At 31.6% G+C, this 22278-nt stretch carries 17 protein-coding genes; 2 read left to right on the plus strand and 15 right to left on the minus strand.

Annotated elements, in window-relative coordinates; genetic code table 11:
* Positions 1 to 152: 152 nt before the first annotated feature.
* From P8V03_RS00700 to P8V03_RS00720, 5 genes are all read right to left on the minus strand, one after another.
* The gene (locus P8V03_RS00700) at positions 153 to 5018 is read right to left on the minus strand and encodes a DUF5050 domain-containing protein (RefSeq protein WP_318796363.1); all 4866 of its coding nucleotides are present in this window, start codon (positions 5016 to 5018) and stop codon (positions 153 to 155) included.
* 23 nt (positions 5019 to 5041) lie between these two features.
* Entirely contained in the window at positions 5042 to 7375 is a 2334-nt protein-coding gene (locus P8V03_RS00705; RefSeq protein ID WP_318796364.1) for a cell wall-binding repeat-containing protein, read from the minus strand.
* Positions 7376 to 7398: 23 nt separating this feature from the next.
* The gene (locus tag P8V03_RS00710) at positions 7399 to 10170 is read right to left on the minus strand and encodes a cell wall-binding repeat-containing protein (RefSeq protein ID WP_318796365.1); all 2772 of its coding nucleotides are present in this window, start codon (positions 10168 to 10170) and stop codon (positions 7399 to 7401) included.
* 293 nt (positions 10171 to 10463) lie between these two features.
* The gene (locus P8V03_RS00715; RefSeq protein WP_318796366.1) at positions 10464 to 10796 is read right to left on the minus strand and encodes a hypothetical protein; all 333 of its coding nucleotides are present in this window, start codon (positions 10794 to 10796) and stop codon (positions 10464 to 10466) included.
* 23 nt (positions 10797 to 10819) lie between these two features.
* Positions 10820 to 11155 carry a hypothetical protein gene (locus P8V03_RS00720; protein WP_318796367.1) on the minus strand — a complete coding sequence of 112 codons (336 nt, stop codon included), beginning with the start codon at positions 11153 to 11155 and terminating at the stop codon, positions 10820 to 10822.
* A 422-nt stretch (positions 11156 to 11577) separates the two neighbouring features.
* On the opposite strand from P8V03_RS00720, the gene P8V03_RS00725 reads away from it, so the two are divergent.
* Positions 11578 to 11808: a hypothetical protein gene (locus tag P8V03_RS00725; RefSeq protein WP_318796368.1), complete on the plus strand. Its 231-nt coding sequence runs from the start codon at positions 11578 to 11580 to the stop codon at positions 11806 to 11808.
* Between the two features lie 112 nt (positions 11809 to 11920).
* Here P8V03_RS00725 and P8V03_RS00730 read toward each other — a convergent pair whose 3' ends face one another.
* The 3 genes from P8V03_RS00730 to P8V03_RS00740 all read right to left on the minus strand — a co-directional run bounded on the left by P8V03_RS00730 (position 11921) and on the right by P8V03_RS00740 (position 13218).
* Positions 11921 to 12256, minus strand: a complete 336-nt coding sequence (locus P8V03_RS00730) for a single-stranded DNA-binding protein (protein WP_318796369.1) — start codon at positions 12254 to 12256, stop codon at positions 11921 to 11923.
* 56 nt (positions 12257 to 12312) lie between these two features.
* Positions 12313 to 12687 (minus strand): zinc ribbon domain-containing protein, encoded by a 375-nt coding sequence (locus tag P8V03_RS00735; RefSeq protein WP_318796370.1) that lies wholly within the window; start codon positions 12685 to 12687, stop codon positions 12313 to 12315.
* A gap of 153 nt (positions 12688 to 12840) precedes the next feature.
* Entirely contained in the window at positions 12841 to 13218 is a 378-nt protein-coding gene (locus tag P8V03_RS00740) for a VOC family protein (RefSeq protein ID WP_318796371.1), read from the minus strand.
* Positions 13219 to 13478: 260 nt separating this feature from the next.
* Between P8V03_RS00740 and P8V03_RS00745 the strand changes: the two genes are divergently transcribed.
* Positions 13479 to 14288 (plus strand): MBL fold metallo-hydrolase, encoded by an 810-nt coding sequence (locus tag P8V03_RS00745; protein ID WP_318796372.1) that lies wholly within the window; start codon positions 13479 to 13481, stop codon positions 14286 to 14288.
* A gap of 172 nt (positions 14289 to 14460) precedes the next feature.
* Here the strand turns inward: P8V03_RS00745 and P8V03_RS00750 are convergent, their stop codons facing one another.
* The 7 genes from P8V03_RS00750 to rfbH form a co-directional block, all read right to left on the minus strand.
* Complete coding sequence (locus P8V03_RS00750) at positions 14461 to 15519, minus strand: HD-GYP domain-containing protein (protein ID WP_318796373.1); 1059 nt, start codon at positions 15517 to 15519, stop codon at positions 14461 to 14463.
* A gap of 770 nt (positions 15520 to 16289) precedes the next feature.
* Positions 16290 to 17336: a glycosyltransferase gene (locus P8V03_RS00755; RefSeq protein ID WP_318796374.1), complete on the minus strand. Its 1047-nt coding sequence runs from the start codon at positions 17334 to 17336 to the stop codon at positions 16290 to 16292.
* Between the two features lie 15 nt (positions 17337 to 17351).
* Entirely contained in the window at positions 17352 to 18209 is an 858-nt protein-coding gene (rfbA, locus tag P8V03_RS00760; protein WP_318796375.1) for a glucose-1-phosphate thymidylyltransferase RfbA, read from the minus strand.
* 14 nt (positions 18210 to 18223) lie between these two features.
* Entirely contained in the window at positions 18224 to 19300 is a 1077-nt protein-coding gene (gene rfbB / locus P8V03_RS00765; protein WP_318796376.1) for a dTDP-glucose 4,6-dehydratase, read from the minus strand.
* A gap of 88 nt (positions 19301 to 19388) precedes the next feature.
* Positions 19389 to 19949, minus strand: coding sequence for a dTDP-4-dehydrorhamnose 3,5-epimerase (gene rfbC / locus P8V03_RS00770; RefSeq protein WP_318796377.1), 561 nt, complete (start codon positions 19947 to 19949; stop codon positions 19389 to 19391).
* A 32-nt stretch (positions 19950 to 19981) separates the two neighbouring features.
* Positions 19982 to 20860 (minus strand): dTDP-4-dehydrorhamnose reductase, encoded by an 879-nt coding sequence (gene rfbD, locus P8V03_RS00775; protein ID WP_318796378.1) that lies wholly within the window; start codon positions 20858 to 20860, stop codon positions 19982 to 19984.
* 89 nt (positions 20861 to 20949) lie between these two features.
* A complete protein-coding gene (gene rfbH / locus P8V03_RS00780; RefSeq protein WP_318796379.1) occupies positions 20950 to 22278 on the minus strand; it encodes a lipopolysaccharide biosynthesis protein RfbH in 1329 nt (442 codons plus the stop codon).

A 22278-nucleotide genomic window follows, 5' to 3' on the forward strand; every position in this document is an offset into this window, starting at 1 on the left:
TGAATTAAAATAATTTAAAGATATCTTTCCTCATTATTTCTTATCATAGATATTCATAAATTCTATAGAAAACTATACCTTAACACAGCTGTAAAAGCTACCGCTGTGTTAAAGTAATTAATTCCATACCCAACTGCTTAAGTATCTTTCTACTAATCAGTAAAAGTTACAGTTAGATCTGATTTCTTAGAATTTGTTATTTGGGCTGCAGGCTCATTTGCAAAGGCACCATCAGCAAAATTAATTATTAGGTTAGACACATTATTTGCACTAGCATTAAGTGTTGCATTACCTTGTAATGTTACTGTTAACACGCTGGCACTTGTTTTTGTTATCTTTGCACTTAAACCGCCTGGTACATTTGAAACAGTTACAAGGCCTTTAGAAACAAAATCATCACCGACATTTCCTGCAAATGCATCTCCTGTAAGAGTAATAGTTATTGGTGCTCCTATAGTTCCATTATTTGCAGCTGCCTCCGAAAAACCATTACTTGAATATGTTAGTGTTGATTTATCCTTGAAATTAACACTTATATTTCCTGTAGCCAAGTCTCCAGCTGCCCCTACTATCTTACCTGCCTTAATTGTGAACGCCACATTATTTACACTATCAGCAGTGGCATTAGCAGCTGCTTTTCCTGAAATAGCTATTTGTAAATGTGTGCTATCAACTTTTGTTACGTTGTAATGTAAGCCTGCTGGTAAATTAGCTGCCGTTACATATCCAGTACTGTCAGTTACACTATCACTTGCACTAGGATCAGTTAATGTTCCATTGTTGACTGTCACTATTATATTTCCCGTTACAGTTCCATCGTTAACAGCAGCTTCAGTTAATGCTGTCGGAGAAACTTTTAATTCTACTGGATCATTAAAGTCTATCTTTATATTTACTGTAGTCAAGTTTTCAGTTGCCCCTGCTACTTTACTCTTATCAATTGTAAAGGTTACATAATTTATGTCATCTGCATTAGCATGATCTGATGCCTTTCCTGAAATAATTATACCTAAATGAGTATCATCTAGTTTCTTAACATCATAGCCTAATCCTGCTGGTAAATTAGTCTGTGTTACATCAGCTTTTGCTATTGAATTATCTATAGTTCCATTTTGTATCTCTACAACAATGGTATCAGTTGAAGCTCCAGATATCGTTCCTGATACAGTTCCATCATTAGCTGCTGTTTCAGTTAATGTTGTTGGAGAAACTGATTTTATGCTTGGCACCAATGCTATAGGGAACTTTGTCTTATTACTTTCTTGCTTTCCTGAATCAGTTCTTGTTACATATATGCTAGTGTCACTATTTGGGAAGCCTCCAGTTATCGTTACTGTTACTGGTCCTGCTACACTATTATTAGTTGCTGATCCTATTAGGTTTCCTGTAGAACTGTACACCTTAATTACAGAACCATATGGAATGGTATCATTTACCTTCACATAATCGTCTCCTGAAGGATTATTTGTTGGAGTGATACTTGATACATCTGCAGATATACTGCTTATATCATTCATGGTAAATACAATCTTAGTTTCTTTTGTACTTCCATTAATATTGTTTGTAGTATTTAGTATCAATACATAAGATCCATTAACAGTAACTTTTCTGCCTTCGTGCGTTGTAGGGTCTATTGGATAATCCGTAGTATATCCGTTAAGCATTATAGTTGCTTTTGTAGTACAATTTGGATCATCAACAACTTTCGGAGTTACTGCTCCATTATAAGCTCCTCCATTAGTTACTCCTGTTACAGTAGGCGAAACTGCTGTATCAATACTATCAACTCTAAATGTCTTTTCAGTTGTAGTAACTGCTCCATTTTCTCTACTAGTTGTAGTTACAACAAGCTTATACTCTCCATTTTGAGTTATAGTGTTTCCTGGTACGAAAGCTACTGTAGCTGGCGTAGGTACTGGTGTATAAGTTACACTTCCTGGAGTACCACTAGCTGTATGAGTCATAGTTATAGTAGCTGTACTATAAGTTCCTGCTAAGTTTGTCCATGTTGGTGTTGCTTGATGGTAAGTATCTGGATCAGTTGGCTTAGCTTTCTTAGTTCCCGGCTTCTCTATCATATCTATATCTACAACTGAAGGTTTAGCGGAGTTGATAGTGAAGTTAATAACTTTGCTATTTGTAGCAGTGCTTGGATTCATATTAGTATCAGTTTTAGTGGCAGTTACAGTTAATATGTAATCTCCATTTCCTGATGCTTTTAAATGACTCAATATCGTTGATGGAGTTTCATTATCACTTATTAATGTTCCATCTTTTCTAGTCAACTTAGCTGAGTAAGTTATGCTTCCAACTTTTCCTGTATTCCAGCTTACTTCAGGGAAAGTAGATTTTCCGTCAGCATCAACACCGGTAGAGTAAATCTTTCCATTTTCAAGTCCTGTTACCACAGGCATTGGGAACAATCCAAAGGTTTCAACATCACTTTCCATAACCGGTCCACTTGCTTTAACCTTAACTTGTACCTGTAACGACATAGTCATTGAAATCGGTGTACTTCCTCCTTGACAGTCTTTCCAATCATCTGTGTTGTATCTATACTGCATTCCAGCAGTACTTCCAACAATTCTTCCAAGATTTAAGTCAATAGATACATAATCTGGAACTTTTGCTTTACTTATTTCTATTGGTGTTGATGGCATACTATCAACATTTCCAGCAAGGACTACTCTAAGCATTTGTTTAAGATCTTTATTACCTGTTATCTTAGACTGCATATTGCTCACTATTATTTCACCATCGCCATTAGCGCTAGCAGTTATATAATCTGAAGGAAGAGCAGGTATGCTTCCATCAGTACTTTGGTCATTGATATAAACTTTATAAGCTTTTCCTGGTTTTAAACCTGTTATCTTTTGGTTTTGGGCATCTATCTGGAAGCCTGTTGGTGCCTCTGCTGGACATGAAACTGCTATTTTACTTCCTTCTGCCTTACCAGTAGCTGTTACAGTTACATATATAGTAGTGCCATTTGGATCAAGATTTAAACCAGATATAACAGCATTACCATTATTATCTACTACTGCAGTTTTTGCTGGTTTTGTATCAGACATATTGGTATAAACACTTACTATGTCTCCTGGTTTTAATTTTGTATTTGCTCCCTTTACAGTTACAGTGTCTTTACTTCCTACTTCATTTACAACGATTATATTGCCTGCGTTTATTGTTCCAGAATCTAGTGCCACTGATAAAGTAACCTTTGTTCCATAACCTAATATACTACCAGTGAAATTATACACACCTTTTTGTGGTTTAGGTACAGTCTTATTCCAGTTAACAACTAATTGACGAATAGTTCCATCACTCATAATAGCAGAAACTCTGTCTGGAAAATTAAAGTTTGTTATGTCATCAGTTGAAAAAGTCGGAAGCGGATCTATACTTACTACTTTTTCAGTTAACTTAGGTTTTGTAACTGCAGTTCCCTTTGTACTTCCATCTGAATCTTTTGGAATTACAGATACCTTTCCTGACTTCATATAATAGAGTGAGTCACCTACTATATTAATAAAATCTGCAGAATCGTCTACTACCTTGTATCCATTTCCAGTGCTGTCTAACTTATATATTTTTCTTCCATCAACATAGCTTATATAATAAATGTTATTGTCACTTACTCCTAGTATAGCTGTAGTCTTATCTGCTACACTTTTCATATTAGCAGATCCTTTTTGAGGAATATTTGTAATTACACTTAGTGGAGTTGGATGATTTGTATAGCTTCCTGTAGATCTATAAAGCTTACCATCTTTACCACTATAGTAAATTAAATAATCTCCTGAAACACTAATAAATTCTGCACTGATATCACTCAACTTGGTTTTCATACCATTATTTAGTAGATTATAGCTATACAACTTATTTCCATCGGAAGCATTTATATAAAATAAGAAACTGTCTCCGACAGCTAGCTGTTTAGCTGAATCTGATATAAATTGTCTTCTTCCTTGAGAATCTATTATATATATTCTTCCTCTATCAGAGTTATTAATATAATAGATTTTATCTCCTACTACATTTATATATGATGCCATATCATCACAGATTTTTTGTCTTTGGGTTCCATCAGTTCTTACCTTGTAAATATTTCCACCGTCTTTATAACTACTATAATATACCCAGTCACCAACTGTATTCACATAATTAACACTATCATCACTTATAACATAATCATCTACACCAGTTACACTTTTTCTATAAAGTTTATTACTATCTGCAGTATTTTTATAGTATATCCAGCTGTTATTCTTATCTATAGCTGCAAAACCATTATTAGTTAAATTCAAAGCAGTGTTCCCATGAGTTGAGTTATCTGCCGGATTCTGTGCTGATGTTTGTGTTAAAATTATAGAAACATTAACATTGCCAGATGTAGAACTTCCTTGATTTAAGTTCGCATAACCATTTGCAAGTTCAGTTATTCCATCACTGGCATATAAAGAGAATAAAATTCCACTGCCAGATGAGTATCCACCTATATACGTTGCTATATCTGTAAGGGGAGTAATTGCACTATCCCCAACTTTAAAATAAGCAGCATTACTTATTCCTTCAACCTGTGTAGCCTTAACACTATACATACTAAATCCTGTAGTTATAGTTTTATAGTTTACATTTACTATAGCAAACATATTTGTATTGGTATCTGCAGGATCTGTATACTCACCATTAGAATTTGTAACTATTTTCTTTTTTGTTCCTGCAGATGTATAATAAGTCAATGTGTTTCCTACTTTTGCTGCTATTTGGTTATCTTCTACTACTGCTTCAGTAAAAATATCCTTTGCTTTTCCTGAACTATCTATAAAATATATTGATCCTAAATTATTCATTAGTTGATCATTTATATTTAACAAATTTGCTGGATTGTTAAGATATCCTATGTTGTATACATTACTACCAATCATTATTGAGTCAGCTGGTAGTTTTGCTTGTGCTGCTGAACCAATTCCCAGCACAATTGTTGCTATCATGACTAATACTTTGGTTCTCTTCATTACATTTTCCTCCTAATTAGCTTCTAATTTTGAGTTTGTTGAACTTGTAAGGTAACATCAATGGTATTGGTATTATTTGAATTAATATAATACTTTATGGCTGCTCTAACATTATAGTTTTGAGAATCTCCCACACTTATATAAGGAGGATCCCAAATAAGAACGGTAACTTCCTTTTTAATTCTCTCTCCAGTTCTCGGATCTATTATGATAGCTCTTAGTTGCTCTGTAGCTGTTTCCATATCATAGACGCCAGTTCCACTTATAGGTATAACTACAGGTGTTAAAGTATTACTTGTATTACTACTAGTTGTTATTCCTAATATTCTAGGGATTACTCCAATTGTAGCCTTAACTTTATTATTGCTATTTCCTATAGTTCCTTCTAAAGTTACTTTTGATATTCTACAATCCTCTAATTTATCTTCATTTACAAAGGTAGTATCTATATTAATAACTTTTGTCCAAGTAACTTGTACTTGTCTTCCAGTTACAGGATCTTTAACTGTATCAGGATAAGCCTGTCCCTGTACAATAGCTGGTAATTCTCCTAAATCTTTAACAGTATCATCTGGATCCTCTGGATTATTCGGGTTATTTGGGTTCGTTCCAGTATCCCCACTTCCATTTCCCGGATTACTTGGATTTGGATCTACTCCACCTTCAGATTTTACTATCATAAGGAATTTAACCTTATTTGCATAATCTGGTACAGTACCTCTTAGTATATGTGTTCCTGCTGCACTTCCATTAGTAAGTTTACTTACTGGTTCCCAAGTTATATCAACAGTACTCTCATTTCCATCATCCATTAATGCCGTTGCCTCCTTTGGCATTTTAGATCTTATAAAGCTATACATATCCTGCGAAGTTTCAAAAACCTTCTTGAAATCCTCTATGCTTGCTATAGCAGCTTTAGGGGTTATAGTTAAGGTCAATTTAACCTTTTTATTGTATTTATCTACAGTACCGTTGAAGGTATAAACTCCTCCTTTGCTGCCATTTTGTGTTCCATAATCCCAGGTAACGGGCACTGGAACTTTAGTTCCATCAGACATCTGAGCAGTTACTGTAGATGGAAGTTCAAAACTCTCTCTACTTTTAGCAGTTTTTGTTATATCATCAATTTTATATGGTATTGGTTTTACTGTTAAAGTTGTAAATACTGTTTTGTCTGAACCTTTAACTTTTCCAGTAAAGGTGTATATCCCCGGCTTTGTAGTATTTATTTTAGTAAGATTCCAGTCTACAGATACTTCTTTTTTATTGCCATCTGTAGCGGTTATTATCATAGTTGCTGGTGGAGTATACTTTTCATTTTGCCATATAGTATCTGTTATATTCTCAGCTTTTCCTATCCCTAGTGGAAGCCCTTTAGCAATTTGTTCAGCATCATAACTTACAGAACCTGGTCCACCTAAAACCTTTAGCTTGTTAACTATATGCTTCTTCAAAAATCTCTGCGTAGAAGCATCCATAGGACTATCTACAAATAAGACAGGAGATGCTGTCCTTGGAGCTAATGCAGAAGCTGCAAGTGAATCTGGAAAATCTTTGGCAGAAGCTACATACAAGGTATCTGTATCTAGTTCATTTTGAAAAGCATCTATTATGCTGGTATTTTTCTCATATGCATTTCCATAACCTACTCTTTTGACGTTAGAAAGACCTTTTATAGCTTCTTCACTTATGGTATTTTCATCTCCTACCACATATACCTGTGCCATTTTAGAGGTATTGCCTAAATACTTCTTAACAGAATCTGGCATGTGGTTTTTCTCCGTTAAGACTATGGGCATTCCTTTTGCAGCTGCTATAGATGCAATGGTCATACCATCCCTAAAATCATTACCATTGATAATAGCTACTTCCCCGGTTTTCCCAACCTTTGCAGCCACCTGAAGGGCAGTTTCGTATCTATCTGCTCCACCAAGTCTAGTTACCTTTATTTTTCTTGCCTTTAAAGCATCCTCTATGCTTTGTGATACTACACCTTTTCCTCCTATTATAAATACATTTTTCACATTTAACCTTGTGAGTTCTGCGGAAGTATAATGATTTAGTACCTCTGCCTCCGTTAAAAGTATAGGTGCATTATATTTTTTAGCAAGAGGAGCAGCAGAAAGAGCATCTGGGAAATTTTCGCCATTTACTATTACAGCATAATCTGTATCCATATTCCAACCATCATTACATACCTTAGCAGCAGTTTCATACCTATCCATGCCATTATATCTGTTTACCTCTGGTGCAGCTTGTACCTTTGCAGCATTTAATGTGCTGGAGACTGCTACTGCTGCTACTATTAATGCCAGTCTTTTGCTTTTTAACACGCCTATAAATATTGATTTATTCATTAATATATATACAGCTCCTTTCTTTAATTTTCTTCAATTACTGAACTTATTGCATTGAAAAAGTTTCTATAGTTATCATACATTCCTACTTTTTCTTGAGCAAAATCCAAATCCCTTTGTCTCTGTTCAAGCTCATATTTAATATCTTCTACACTGCTAGCACCGCTATAGCTTGGACTTTGCATACTTATTATTTGCAGCTGTGCCTTCATCTTTTCTATATCTCTGCTGCATCTATCGACTTCTACTCTATAATCATCATATCTGTAATCTGCGTAAATATAATTTATTTCATTTATAATTTTTGCCATATCCTTTGGGGTATAAGTTGTAATAAGCTGATTCTGTAAATCCTTAACTTTTCTATTCATATCATCTTTCTTATTTATATCTGCTATTTGATCCTCAATACTTGTTAAATCATCATTTATATCTTTAAGCTGAAGAGCAGATAACCCACCAAAGGATAATTGACTATTTAACCATTCCCTATCCTTATAAAGTTCTGTAAGCTTCGTATTGTAAGCACCCAAATCATAGGGACGATATAACTGTCTAAGTTTAAGCTTACTGTAATTGCTATAATTATAGGCACTTTCAAATTCACTTATCTGGTTTTTAATTTGCCCATTTATAATAGAATCTGTTGAATAAAAGTTGTCACTCTCTTCCACTAAAGCCGCATCAAAATCTCTATAATAAAGTGAATTTTTATAGTTTAATATAGGGGTATAGTCCCTAATAGGATTATCTTCTAAGTAAAGAGTATTTAAGTAAGTTAATCCTCCTATATAAGTTAAATCATCTATATTATTGCTGCTAGCATCTAAATACTTTAGGTTGTATAGCTTTTGCAGTGGTTTTAAGTCTTTTCCATCTATGTTGTTATTAAGACTTATATCAAGTTGTTCTAGGTTAACTAACTTTTCTAAGGAGGTTAGACTGCTTATCCCTGTTTTGCTTAGGTTTAGAGTCTTTAAGCTTGTCAGCTTTTCTAAATCACTAAGACTTCCTAAGCTGTTTCCCTTTAAATTTAAGGATACAAGGTTTGTAAGCACCTTTAAGTTATCTAAATCTCCACTGTTTATTCTATTTTTATTGCTGGTAGATGCCTTAATATTAGAATTACTTAAATCTAAAAAGGTTAAATTAGTAAGATACTTAAATACATTTTGACTTACCTTATCATAGTCCTTTTCATCATAGTCCTTCTCTGATTTCCTTGAGTCATCTAAGTTACTTATTTTATTGTCGCTTAAACTTAACTGCTTAAGGTTCCTAAGATTGGATATATAGGATATATCCATTATCTGATTATGGCTTAAATTCAAGTTCTCAAGGGCATATAATTTTATAATGGGCTTTACATTTGTTATCTGATTGTAACTTAAATCCAAACTTTGCAGACCGGAAAAATACTCAAGTCCAGTTATGTCTCCTATTCCCTTATTACTTAAGTCTAAAGATGTAATGTTTTTCAAATCAGAGTAGTGTAATTCCCTGTCATGAATCCCTACCTTATCCCTAACAAGCTTTTCAAACTGCTTATCTTTAAATTTCACTGAAGAATTTGTGAAATCAACACCGCTATCAAAAATTACAGTTCCAAAAATGTCATTTACTCTGTTATCCGGCATTACAGCTTCTCCACCTAATACTGTCAAATATTCTGGAGCAGTACTGTTGTTATCGTAGTTAGGTATTTTATCTAAAATGAAGTTTTTTAACATTTGAGAATTAGAATTACCACTAAGTATAACGGGAGACTTGGTCTTAGCTGCTAAAGCTGCACCGGATAAAGCATCTGCAAAGCCATCTCCTGAGGCGATAAATATATTATTAAGATTAAACAAATCATATTCTGTAGAATACTGTGTCTTATCATAGTCATCTTTACTCTTTTTATGATCATCGTATTCTATAGTTTTACCTTCATAATTCTGTAAAAATCTAGCTACTATATTAATATTTCTTTCATACTTATCTTGTCCGATTATTCTCTCAACATTTCCAAATTGCTGTATTCCACCCTCATCTTTAAAGGTATTTTCAAATTCTCTTACTACATTATCACTTACTATATTGTTATCTCCTACTACAAAAACCTTCATTTTTCTAAAGGCTCCCACATTGTCTTTTGTGTTATCCTTTTGTCCATTTTGTGGATTACTGTATTCAGAACTTTTTATAGTTCTTAACCTATTTATATATTCCTTTGTTGTATTAGGCATAGTATTTTTAGGAACTAAAACCACAGGGACTTCCATAGCAGCAGCTGCTGCCCCTACAGATATGGCATCAGCATAGTCCTCTCCAGTAGCCACTGTTAAAGTATCTACATTTCCAAACTTCTCTGCTATTTTTATAGATGTTTCATATCTATCAGCGCCTCCGATTCTTTCAGTACTTATACCCAAGGAATTAAGCTCGCTTACAATTTTTTCGCTGACAGATCCTGCTCCTCCAATTATAACAACCCTCTGCACCTGAAGACTTTTCAATTCATTTAATACTGATGAATCAATATAGTTTCTATGAGTTAAAAGTATAGGGGCATTATACTTTTTTGCAAGAGGTACTGCACTTAAGGCATCAGGATAATCTTCACCACAGGCTAAAATAGCATAATAAGAAGATGACCAGCCGTCTTGAGCTACCTTTAAGGAAGTAGTGTACCTATCTTCACCATATAACCTCTTTAGCCCTGGAAATGCTGCACTAACCTTATAAAAAAAATTAGTGCTTAGGGTAGCAGTTAATATTAAAGCGAGTATATATTTCTTTTTCCTAATCACTATATTTCCTCCAATACTTTTATTAAAAATAAAACATCATAATTTTAATATTATTTAAGAAACAAATTTAATTTCTTGTGTGATACACAATGGAATATTCATCCTATCTTATTATCGTATAATTTACAATAATATTTAATAATAGGCTGTTTTAAAATAAATTTTCTTTTTAAGTTTAATATACTAAATATGACATTATATTCTATTATACAATAAATTATGAGGAAATAAAAATCAACCTTTAAGTTAAACACCTAGTAATGTTTTCCAACTTAAAGGTTGATATTATATAATTAATATATCTTTTTGTCATAGCCTTCCATTCTAACATAAGCTTCAAATCTTCTTAAAGCATCTTCTTGAGTTATTTTACCATTCACTAAGTTACGGTATAAGAGATATAAACTAGCATTAAGGTCCGGGTTTACAAGCTTAGTTTCTTTCATCTTTTCTCTTATAAGCTCTTCTAGAGACACTGTTTTATTGGTAGTTTCATCGACTATATTATTCAATAAATCCTCGATTTTCTTGGCCATCTTTTCATCTCTACATATAGTCTTAAGCTCTTTTAATTCTGAAGTTATCTTATCTAGCAGATCTTTGTTTAACAAAATTTTATTGTTCATAGGATCCCACCTTCAATTTTAATTTAAAAAAATGAATTAAAGTCATTTGTTTTAACATACATTTCAAATAACTCCAGCGCCTGTTCTTCAGTAATTTGTCCATTGATTAATTTACGATGTAGTATATAAAGATTTGCATTCATTTCAGGATCTGCGCTTTTCGTTTCTCTCATCTTTTGAAGTATCTTCTCTTCTAAAGATAAATTATCTAAGTTAATTTCACTTTCCAGCATGTTTATGAGGGCTTCTATCTCTCTTCTAGTTTTTTTTTCCTTAGTTGTTACTCTTATAGTATGCATTCCAGCTTTAATTTTATCTATGCATTCTTTATTAATCAGTATTTTCTCGTTACCACCCAAAACTGTTTCCCACCTTTTATTGTTAAATATGTTTAATAATTTTTTAAGTCTAATAATATATTATTCCATATCTTTATTCTATCAATGAAATCATGAATGTGTCAATTAAGATGATAGATTTTGTAAATAAAAAACAATTTAACAAAAACCTATATTTAACTAACTAAGATTTTTAAATTTTTATAGGAATCTAATGCTAATAATATTATTTTCCCTCTAGTTCAAAAGAAATTAACAGTATGGCTAGTAACAACAATGAAAGTATAAATAAGTTAATAGAAGATATATCTAAAAGTACAAGCTTAATCGTTAGTGATTCAATGTCAGTGAATGAAGAATCAAACAATTAAATACAGACAATAAACAGTACCGTTCAATCCTTTAAAACCATTATGGATTCTGTATCTAGAGTTGCCTCTAAAATGAAAAAGGCAACCGACTCCATTAACAGCGTAGACAATCAAAAGAATGAAATACTAAGCAATATAGAGAAAATTTCTTCATTAGCGCAAGAAGTGTCTACTTCCTCTGAAGAAATAGCCGCTTTATCTGAAAAGCTAAGCTCTTTTTCTAATGATGTATCATCTTCAACTAACATATTAAATAATACTTCAAAGGAAATGATGGCGAATATAGATAAGTTTAAGTTATAGAAAAATGACTTAAATAATCTACTTGTTATCAACTAAATTTTAGGCTCAACAACCTAATGTTGAGCCTAAAATAAACAGTTCTCTTTATTCATACTACTTTATCTTAGCTTAATTATACAATATCCTCTTTCTTTCTTTCTAAGAACTGAATATTGTCCGCCTCGATTTCAGTAACGTATCGTTTTGCACTCTCATCTGTAGTATAGCTTCTTGTACTTACTTTTCCACTTACACCTATAAGCTTTCCTTTCAGTAAATACGGCTGAATTTTATGTCCGAAATCACTCCAATATCTAACTGGAATAAAGTCTGCTTCTTTTCCTCCACTATTATTTGAAAACCTTCTGTCCACTGCTAAGGTAAATCTTAAAACACCTCTTTCTTTACCTTCCAGCTGCATAAGTTCCGCATCTTTTGTCAGTCGCCCAATTAAAACTACTTTGTTCAAGACCTTGTCCTCCTAATTACATTTTCTGTAATTATGTCCAAGTTAACAAAGTTTAATCACTGCTTACACCCACATCTATCACAGTATTGAGCTTTTTTTTCGATAAGCCTACCACAGCTTCTACATTCCTTTTTATTTTTTAGCTTTAGCATCTTCTTTTTTAGTTTTTTTAATTCTCTCTCTAGTTCATTTATTTCAGTACAATACTCTAATATTTCCCTAATATTTGAAATGTTTAGGTCCCCCTCTTTAAAGTCCCTATATATTCTTTCACCTATTTTTAAATACACTTCATCTATTTTTTTCTTACAGGATGCCATAGAAATTGATAGTTCTGAGTATTCAACAAGACTTTGGGACTTTTTAGCTGCAGCTTCTGCCCCGTCTTCCAGTGAAATTTTTAAAATCTTTAACTTATCTCCTATTGACATATCTATCTCTCCTATTTTTACTTATAGTAAAATATATTCTAATAGTCACTAAAATGTTATGGGAAACTTATAAGAAGATCTTATGTAAATTAAAATGGGCTATATTGTAATACAAATTTATGTATTACAATATAGCTCATGCCAAGGTTTATATTAAACTACATTCTTGTTAGGTAAAATTTCAGTCCAATATCCATCTGGGTCTGCTATAAAGTAAAGACCCATTCCTTTATTTTCATAGCAGATACAACCCATTTTCTTATGATGTTCATAAGCACCTTCAAAATCCTCAGTTTTTACCGCCATGTGTATTTCATTATCTCCTAAATTATAAGGTTCTTTTCTATCACGAAGCCATGTTAGCTCAAGCTGATAAGCATTAACGCCATCCCCCATAAACACAAGAGTGAAGCTTTTATCTTCTGGCTGATACCTTCTAATCTCTTTAAATCCTAAAGCCTCTTTATAAAAAGCTACGCTTTTTTCCAGATCAAATACATTTATATTATTGTGTTCGAATGTAAATTTCATAGTTCATTTCCCCTTTCATCCAATTTGTCTTTTTATTATATACTAAATTTTAATATTTTTAAACTATTATGTATAAGTATAGCTCGCCAATAATCTTATTATTTAATATAAAAATACTGGTTTTCAATCCACAGTTAATATTTTTACAAATATTTATACAGAAAGCTCTATGTGTGGTCGGCATCAAAATAGTATATAATAATTATAAGTAAAATCAATAATGTGCAGGAATATACACTAAGTATAGAAGGAGAATTACTATGAATAAATCAAAAATAAGAATATACTATATATTCCACAGCGGATTTGCTGTAGAAACTGAAAATCATTTTTTAGTATTTGATTACTATATGAGCGCCAAAGAATTAAATAATAATGGCCAAAGTAAGTTTTCACTACAGGACAATATAAAAAATAAAAATAATGTTCTGGTTTTTTCTTCTCATAATCACGAGGATCATTTTAATACTGAAATTTTACATTGGGAAAAAATTAATCCTAGTATTAAATATATACTGGATAGTGACATACCTGTAGACTTTAAAAAAAGTAACTACTATAAGCTTTCAAAATACGAAGAAACAATTTTCGAGTTTAAAGATGATTCACCACATGCTCATAAGAATAATAGTAAAATTGATAACTCTTCAGAAGTTTATGTAAAAGCCTATGGTTCTACAGATATAGGTATATCTTTTTTGATTAAAGTAGATGGTATAACACTTTTTCATGCTGGTGATTTAAACTGGTGGCATTGGAAGGACGATTCTCTTGAGGAAAGGAGCTTCGCAGAGAAAAACTTTAAATTAGAAATAGAAAAAATTAAGGATGAAAATATAGATATAGCTTTTTTCCCTGTAGACCCTAGACTTGAAGAACACTACAGTTTAGGTGGCGAGTATTTTATTAAAGAGTTAAAACCTAAATTTTTCATTCCTATGCATTTTGGTGATAACTGCAATATTACAAAGAAATTTGCAGAAAAGGTTAAAGAACTTCCTACAAAGGTAGTAATAATTAATAGCAGTGGAGAAGAACTATCTCTCCATACTAGTAATCCTTATTTATAATTTAAATAACAATATTGAAAAAACTGCATAATTATAGTCTTGGGATAATCCTATCCTAAGACTATAATTATGCACTACTATTTAAAGTATATCATACTTTTATTTAAGTCTTAAGATACACTCTATACCTTTATCAGAATACTCATACTATCTAGTTCTAGAAATAATCTGTCTACAGCATCAGTCTTTCTATAGATACTCCTTTTTCATTTTTAAAGTCTATAAACCCTGAATCTGAAAGTAGTAAAGGCTTTGAAAGATTTTTGAAATCTACCTGAACTATTTTGCAGACCTTATTGTTACTTAGTAAAACTTTTTCACCAATGTAGTAATTTGCAACATGCTCTATGAACATTTTACAGCACTCATAATCTAACCTTCCTAAACTTTCTCTACGAATTGTTTCTAGAGCACTAAAAGGATCCATCTTTTTTCTATAAGGTCTGTCTGAATTTATAGCATCAAAAACGTCACTAATTGCTATTATTTTTGCAAAAAGGTGAATTTCATTACCTTTCAACCTTAAAGGATATCCCGAACCATCTAACCGTTCATGGTGCATAACTATGCCATAGCCCACTGTCTGATGCAAGTAAGGTATGTTTTTAGCAAATTCATATCCAATTATAGGGTGTTTTTTTATTAGTTCATACTCCCCTCTTGTCAATGTATCTGATTTGCTAAGTATTCTCTTGTCTATTTTTGTTTTTCCAAAGTCGTGAAGGATAGCTGCATAAGTTAATAAATTAACCTCTTTTTCGTCAAGGCCCATCCAATTACCTATCATTGAACTTAATGCTGCAACATTTACAGAATGTCTGTAAATACAATCATCACCACTTCCATGAAGTACTATATTTTTAATGACCAAACTAGGTGGACCTAACTCATCTTGAATCTTCTTTCCAAAAAGTCTAATTTCATCCACATTTGCTTTATTGGTGTTTTCAATAGTAGAAAACATATCTTCCACTATATCTGAAAACTCTTGAAAACTTTTCTCTATCTCTTCTACAGTTTTTTGTTTTGGTAAGTCAGATTCCTCTACCTCTTGGTCACTATAGATAAGCACTTTATCAAATAGATACTTTTCTTTGAGTTTTCCGATTATTGATTCGGTAAATATTAATCCTGGACTAATTAATATTAGATTATTAAACATTATTTTTTGTGCAGAAATCATTCCAGCTTTAAGTTCTTGTACTGATACATATATTTTAGTTTTCCCCATAGTGTTTCCATTCCCCTTATCTATTGTCTCTAACATTTACACTAAAACTTAGTTGCAAATTACAATTTTCTGCATTTATTCCAATAAAAATCTCATTATATAATATGATACCATTTTATGCTACTTTTTTCCACAAAAAACACCAAGTTTTAAAAATTTTCTCCTTCCTTCTGCTGTATACGAATGGATTTACTAACAAAAACTCCTTTGATCGTATTTAGTGAATATTTAACAAATGGTAACTTTAGGTTCATGAATAAAATAGGCTATCTCACAAATTAGGTTTTGTGAGATAGCTCATTAAGAGTTTTTCATAATAATTCAATTTTATTTTACAATTTTTAAATTTCCCATGTCTTTCACTATTTCTACAGTTACTAAATCTTTCCTCATCTCTTCAACCTTTTCTGTTTCAATCACCAAAACTGAACAGTTCCTCAATATCCTTCTCGCTCATATTAGATGTATGGTAAATCATGATATATTTTACCTTGCTGATATTGATGAAAAATTTATACAAACAACTAAAAACTGTGAAAGATTAGAGGATAGTGTTCTGGTTTACTACCAGTAGTGCGTAGAAAAAATTAAGGGGTATTATAGTAATCAAAGAGCATAATTTAGCTGAATTTTTAGAAGCTTTACGTTAATCAATCAAATGTATCATAAATAAATAAGAATAGATAGTTACCACAATTGTGATAACTATCTATTCTTATCTTGTACAAACTCTAATTGTGCTACCACTATTAAGCTTGACTTTCACATATCTAAATTCTCTTTATAGCTTTTACGGCTGGAACATACCCCTCACATAGCTTGTAATATTGTAAAGCTTCATCTTCAAATCCTAAGCATTCAAATATAACACCTATATTATATAACGGTAAGTAGGAAGTAATTCCTTCTATTTTCCCCTCCTTGAATTCCGTACATTTCAAAAAAGTTTCTGCTGCTATTTGAAATTTACTATTATTCATTTCTATAAGACCTAATATAAATAAAAAATCTGGAGAATTACAATAGTACTTTTCATATTCATATAGTATTAGTGCTTCTTTAAACAACTCTAAATTTATCAATGTATAACCATAGCTCTCTACTAAATCTTCAGCATATTCATATTGGAAATTATCTATAAAACTTATAGCTTCCTTAAAAGAATTATAAGCATTTTTATAATCCTTATGCATAAAATAGCTTTTACCCAGTTGATAATGTAAGTACGGATCCGTAAAATTATTTTCTAGAGCCTTCTTTAAAAGATCTATATTCCTTTGAATTTTATTTGTTTTATTTACAACTTCTTTAGAATACCCTATATGATTTATAATTAAATCTATATTGTTAGCATTATATAAATTTCTATCTTTCCTAACTATCTGTTCATGTATTATACCTTCGTAATTAAAGTAATTTTTATTAAAAAGTCTGTTAACCCTCTCTATATACCTTTTTACTCCGTATTCATCTTCATATTCATTTATTCTCTTTAACCTACCAACAATTGTATTGTTATTTTTATTACAAAACTCAAGTATGCTTTTTTTATTAAATTCTTTTATAATCTCATCAGCATCTAAAATTAATACCCAGTCATTTGAAGCTTTTGAAATAGCGTAATTTCTAGCTTTTGAAAAATCGTTACACCACCTAAAATCAAAAACCTTATCAGTACATTGAAATGCAATTTCTTTAGTTTTATCTGTAGATCCTGTATCAACTATAATTATTTCATCTATTAGTTCTTTAGCACTATTTAAGCATTTTTCTAGTGTTTCCTCTTCGTTTTTAACTATCATGCATAAAGTTAACATATTGATCTCCCTCTTTTATAATTTCATCAAGTATTTTCCATAATCTGTCTTAAGAAGAGGTTCAGCTAATTTCTCAAGCTGAGTTCTAGTAATAAATTTGCTTCTGTATGCTATTTCCTCTATGCAAGCAACATATAATCCTTGTCTCTTTTGAATAGCTTGTACAAAGTTGCTAGCTTCAAGCAATGAATCATGAGTACCTGTATCAAGCCAGGCAAAACCTCTACCTAAAGTTTTTACATTTAATTTTCTAGCCTTAAGATATACTTTATTTATATCCGTTATTTCTAATTCTCCTCGTAATGAGGGTTTCAGAGACTTAGCTATTTGAACTACACTATTATCATAAAAATATAGTCCTGGTATTGCATAATTTGATTTTGGATTTTTAGGCTTTTCTTCTATAGATAAAGCCTTGCCGTCCTTATCAAATTCTATAACTCCATAGTCTTCCGGATTATTTACATAGTAAGCAAAAATACAGGGGCTCTCATTATTATCTACTACGTCTTTTAAAATTCCAGAAAAACCATAGCCATAAAAAATATTATCCCCAAGTACCAGTGCAACCTTTTCATTTCCAATAAACTCTTCGCCTATTATAAATGCTTCTGCAATTCCTTTAGGCGCATCCTGAATTTTATATGAAAGAGAAATGCCAAGCTGACTTCCATCTCCTAACAGCTCTTGGAATGATGGTATATCTCTTTTAGTAGAAATTATTAATATATCTTTTATGCCAGCAAGCATAAGAGTTGACAATGGATAATATATCATAGGTTTGTCGTATACAGGAATAATCTGTTTACTTACCATTTTAGTGCTTGGATATAACCTTGTTCCGCTTCCCCCTGCTAGTATAATACCTTTCATAGCCTTTATCCCCCTTACCTTTTGTTATACATTTCATTATAGTAATTTTCATATTCACCAGAAGTTACAGAATTGATCCACTTCTCATTATTTATGTACCATTCTATAGTATGTAAGATTCCCTCTTCAAACTTAGTTTCTGGAAGCCACCCTAACTCATTTCCTATTTTAGTAGGGTCTATAGCATACCTTCTATCGTGACCTTTTCTATCTTCAACGAATTTTATTAAGCTGTCATTTATATGCTTCTTTTTATCACTATCATCCGGTAGTATACTATGTAGCTTTTCAATAATTAGTTTTACAATATATATATTTTCTTTCTCATTGTGTCCACCTATATTATACACTTCACCTAAAGTTCCTCTGTCGAGCACCATATCAATTGCCTTACAATGATCTTTTACATAAAGCCAATCCCTAATATTTTTACCGTCTCCATAAATCGGTAGTTCCTTGCCATTTAAACAGTTATTTATTATAAGAGGTATTAATTTTTCAGGAAACTGATATGGTCCATAGTTATTAGAACATCTAGTTATATTTATGGGCATTTTGTAAGTATCATAATATGCTTTAACTAGCATATCAGCTGAAGCCTTACTTGCTGAATAGGGACTATGGGGATTTAATGGTGTATCCTCATCAAAGTATCCCTTTTCTCCTAGTGAACCATATACTTCATCTGTAGATACTTGAATATATTTTTTTCCTGATTTAAACCCAGAATTTACTTTCCAATATTGTTTTGTTAAATCTAATAAAACTTGAGTTCCTAAAACATTTGTCCTTACGAATATTTCAGGCTCCTTTATACTTCTGTCTACATGAGATTCCGCTGCAAAATTTACTACATAATCTACATCATGTTCTGTAAAAATTTTATGTAAAGCTTCTCTATCACATATATCGCCCTTTATAAATTTATAATTAGAGTTTCCATCTAAATCCTTAAGATTATTTAGGTTTCCAGCATAGGTAAGTTTATCTAGATTTATGATAAATATATCGTTTTTATATTTATTAAGCATATAACATATAAAATTAGATCCTATAAATCCTGCTCCACCTGTAACAAGGTAAGTTTTCATATAAATCTTCTCCTAACTTTAGAATATTTAACTTACAATGATTATCGTTAGAAAAACAAAATGATTTAGAAGATAACCTCTAAATCATTTATTCAAAGCAAAAGTTTAACTGTTTTAAACTTTTCCATCCTTTATCCTTATCTGATAATATAATCTCTTGTATATTATCTAAAGGCCACTCAATGCTTATTTGCTCATCATTCCATGTAATTCCACATTCATATTCTGGATAATAAAAGTCAGTACACTTATATATAAACTCAGCAGTTTCAGAAAGAACTAAAAAACCATGTGCAAAGCCTTTTGGAATGTATAATTGTTTTTTGTTTTCTTCACTTAAAACAATACCAAACCATTTACCATATGTACTAGAACTTTTTCTAAGATCTACTGCAACATCAAAAACTTCTCCCTTTGTTATCCTTACTAACTTTCCTTGAGGACATTCTTTCTGAAAATGAAGTCCCCTTAATACGCCCTTTCTTGACATAGAGTGATTATCTTGAACAAACCTCATATCGAGTCCTGCATTCTCAAAATCCTCGTAGTTATAGGTTTCCATAAAATATCCTCTGTTATCTCCAAATACTTTAGGCTCAATAACATAAACACCTTCTATAAAAGTTTCACCAAACTTAAATTGACCCATAATTTCACTTCTTTCTTTTAATCCTATGTAACCTAGATATTCCTCTTAATAAAGCTTTTTAAAGCTTCATTCCAATTTCTCGTTTCATCACCAACAGTACACCTTAGCATCATGTTATCAAGGCATGAGTAGGATGGTCTTCTAGCTTTCCTATCTAATTTATCTGAAGTTATAGGTTTTACTACGCAATCAATTTCTGCATATTCTACTATTTTACAAGCGAATTCGTACCAAGAACATTCACCATTACCTGTACAATGGTATATTCCATATTCATCTGTTAAAGCTATTTTTAATATATGATAAGCTAAGTCTTCTACATTAGTCGGATTACCTCTTTGATCGTTTACTACTTCAAGGTATCCTTTTTCCCTTGCTGCTTTTAAGATAGTCTTTACAAAATTTTTACCCTCATCTCCATAAAGCCATGCAGTTCTCACTATAAAATACTTACTGCAAAAATCTTGTACATATTTTTCACCTAAAAGCTTTGACTTACCATAAACACTTACTGGCTTTGTTATATCATATTCCTTATAAGGAATATTACTTGATCCGTCGAATACATAGTCTGTAGATATATGTATGAGCTTTGCTCCAACTTTTTCAGCAGCTACTGCAAGGTTTCTCGCACCTAAACTATTTACTTTAAAAGCCATATCAGAGTTTTCTTCACAGCCATCAACATTAGTGTATGCTGCCGTATTAATTATTATATTAGGTTTAGCATGCTCAATATACTGCAAAACTTTATCCAAGTTTGATATATCAATGTCTCTACTATTAATTCCTATAATTTCTGATTTTCTGTATTTCTTTGATATTTCCCCAATCTCTGAAATACCTTTCTTAAATCCACTAATTATTTCAGTTCCAAGTTGCCCACTAGATCCTGCTACAATAATTCTCAATTTTATCACCTATTATTACAAATTCTTTTATCGTTATTTGAAGAATTATAAATATAAAAATTAAATTATTAGTTATTTTTTTAATAAATCTATTTATAGAAATACTCTTTAAACTGCTTAATAATATATTCTATTTGATCATTGTCAATGCCTGGCCAAACCCCTATCCAAAAGGTATCCTTCATTATGATATCTGTGTTTTCTAAATTTCCTACTACTCTATATTTAACTCTATTTTCTGTAAACATTGGTTGCTTTAACATATTCCCTGCAAAAAGTAATCTTGTTCCTATTTTTCTTTCTTCTAGAAATTGTACAAGTCCATTTCTGTCATATCTAGTATTTTGTTTTAATGTTATCGGAAATCCAAACCAACTAGGTTCACTATTTTCTGTTTCTCTAGGTAGAATTAAATATTCTTCAAAGTTTTTTAATCCTTCATGCAATTTTCTATAATTTTCTCTTCTTATTTCAATAAACTTAGTTAGTTTTTTTAGTTGCGATACTCCTATGGCAGCTTGCATATCTGTAACTTTAAGATTATATCCTAAATGAGAATAAACATACTTGTGGTCATATCCTATAGGTAGTTCTCCATGTTGTTGAGTAAATCTATGTCCACAAAAGTTATCTTTTCCTGGAGGGCATATACAATCTCTTCCCCAATCTCTTATAGAGCGAATTATATTATGTAATTCTAAATTATTAGTAACTACAGCTCCACCTTCACCCATAGTTATATGATGTGCTGGATAAAAACTATATGTAGATATATGCCCAAAAGTTCCTGTATATTTTCCTCCATACTTTGCTCCTAGTGCATCACAGTTATCCTCTATAACCCATAAATCATACTTTTCAGCAAACTCCATCACTTTATTTAAATTAAAAGGATTTCCCAAAGTATGTGCTAAAATTATAGCTCTTGTTTTGTCTGATATAGCTTTCTCCAAGTCATCAATTTTTATGTTATAAGTTTCAAGTTCTACATCTACAAATACAGGAACTAACCCATTTTGAATTATTGGCGCTACTGTAGTAGGAAATCCAGCAGCCACAGTTATTACTTCATCACCATGCTTCAATCTTCGATCGCCTAATTTATGAGAAGTCAAAGCAGTTACCGCTACTAAATTTGCAGAGGAACCTGAATTTACAAGGGAGCAATGCCTCGTACCTAAAAACTTAGGAAACTCCTTTTCAAATTGATTTCCATATCTCCCTGAAGTTAACCACATATCTAAAGAGGCATCTATTAAATTGGCTAAATCCTCTTCATCTAATACTTTACCTGAAGCTGGTATATAAGTTTCCCCTGGAATAAACTTTTTATCGATGCTTTTTTTATTATGGAACTCTTTAGCTTTATTTAAAATATCAGCTCTAAAATTAATTTCATTAAAACTCAAATCACTCAT

It is taken from the genome of Clostridium tanneri (genome assembly GCF_033659955.1).
Lineage (GTDB): Bacteria > Bacillota > Clostridia > Clostridiales > Clostridiaceae > Clostridium_AM > Clostridium_AM tanneri.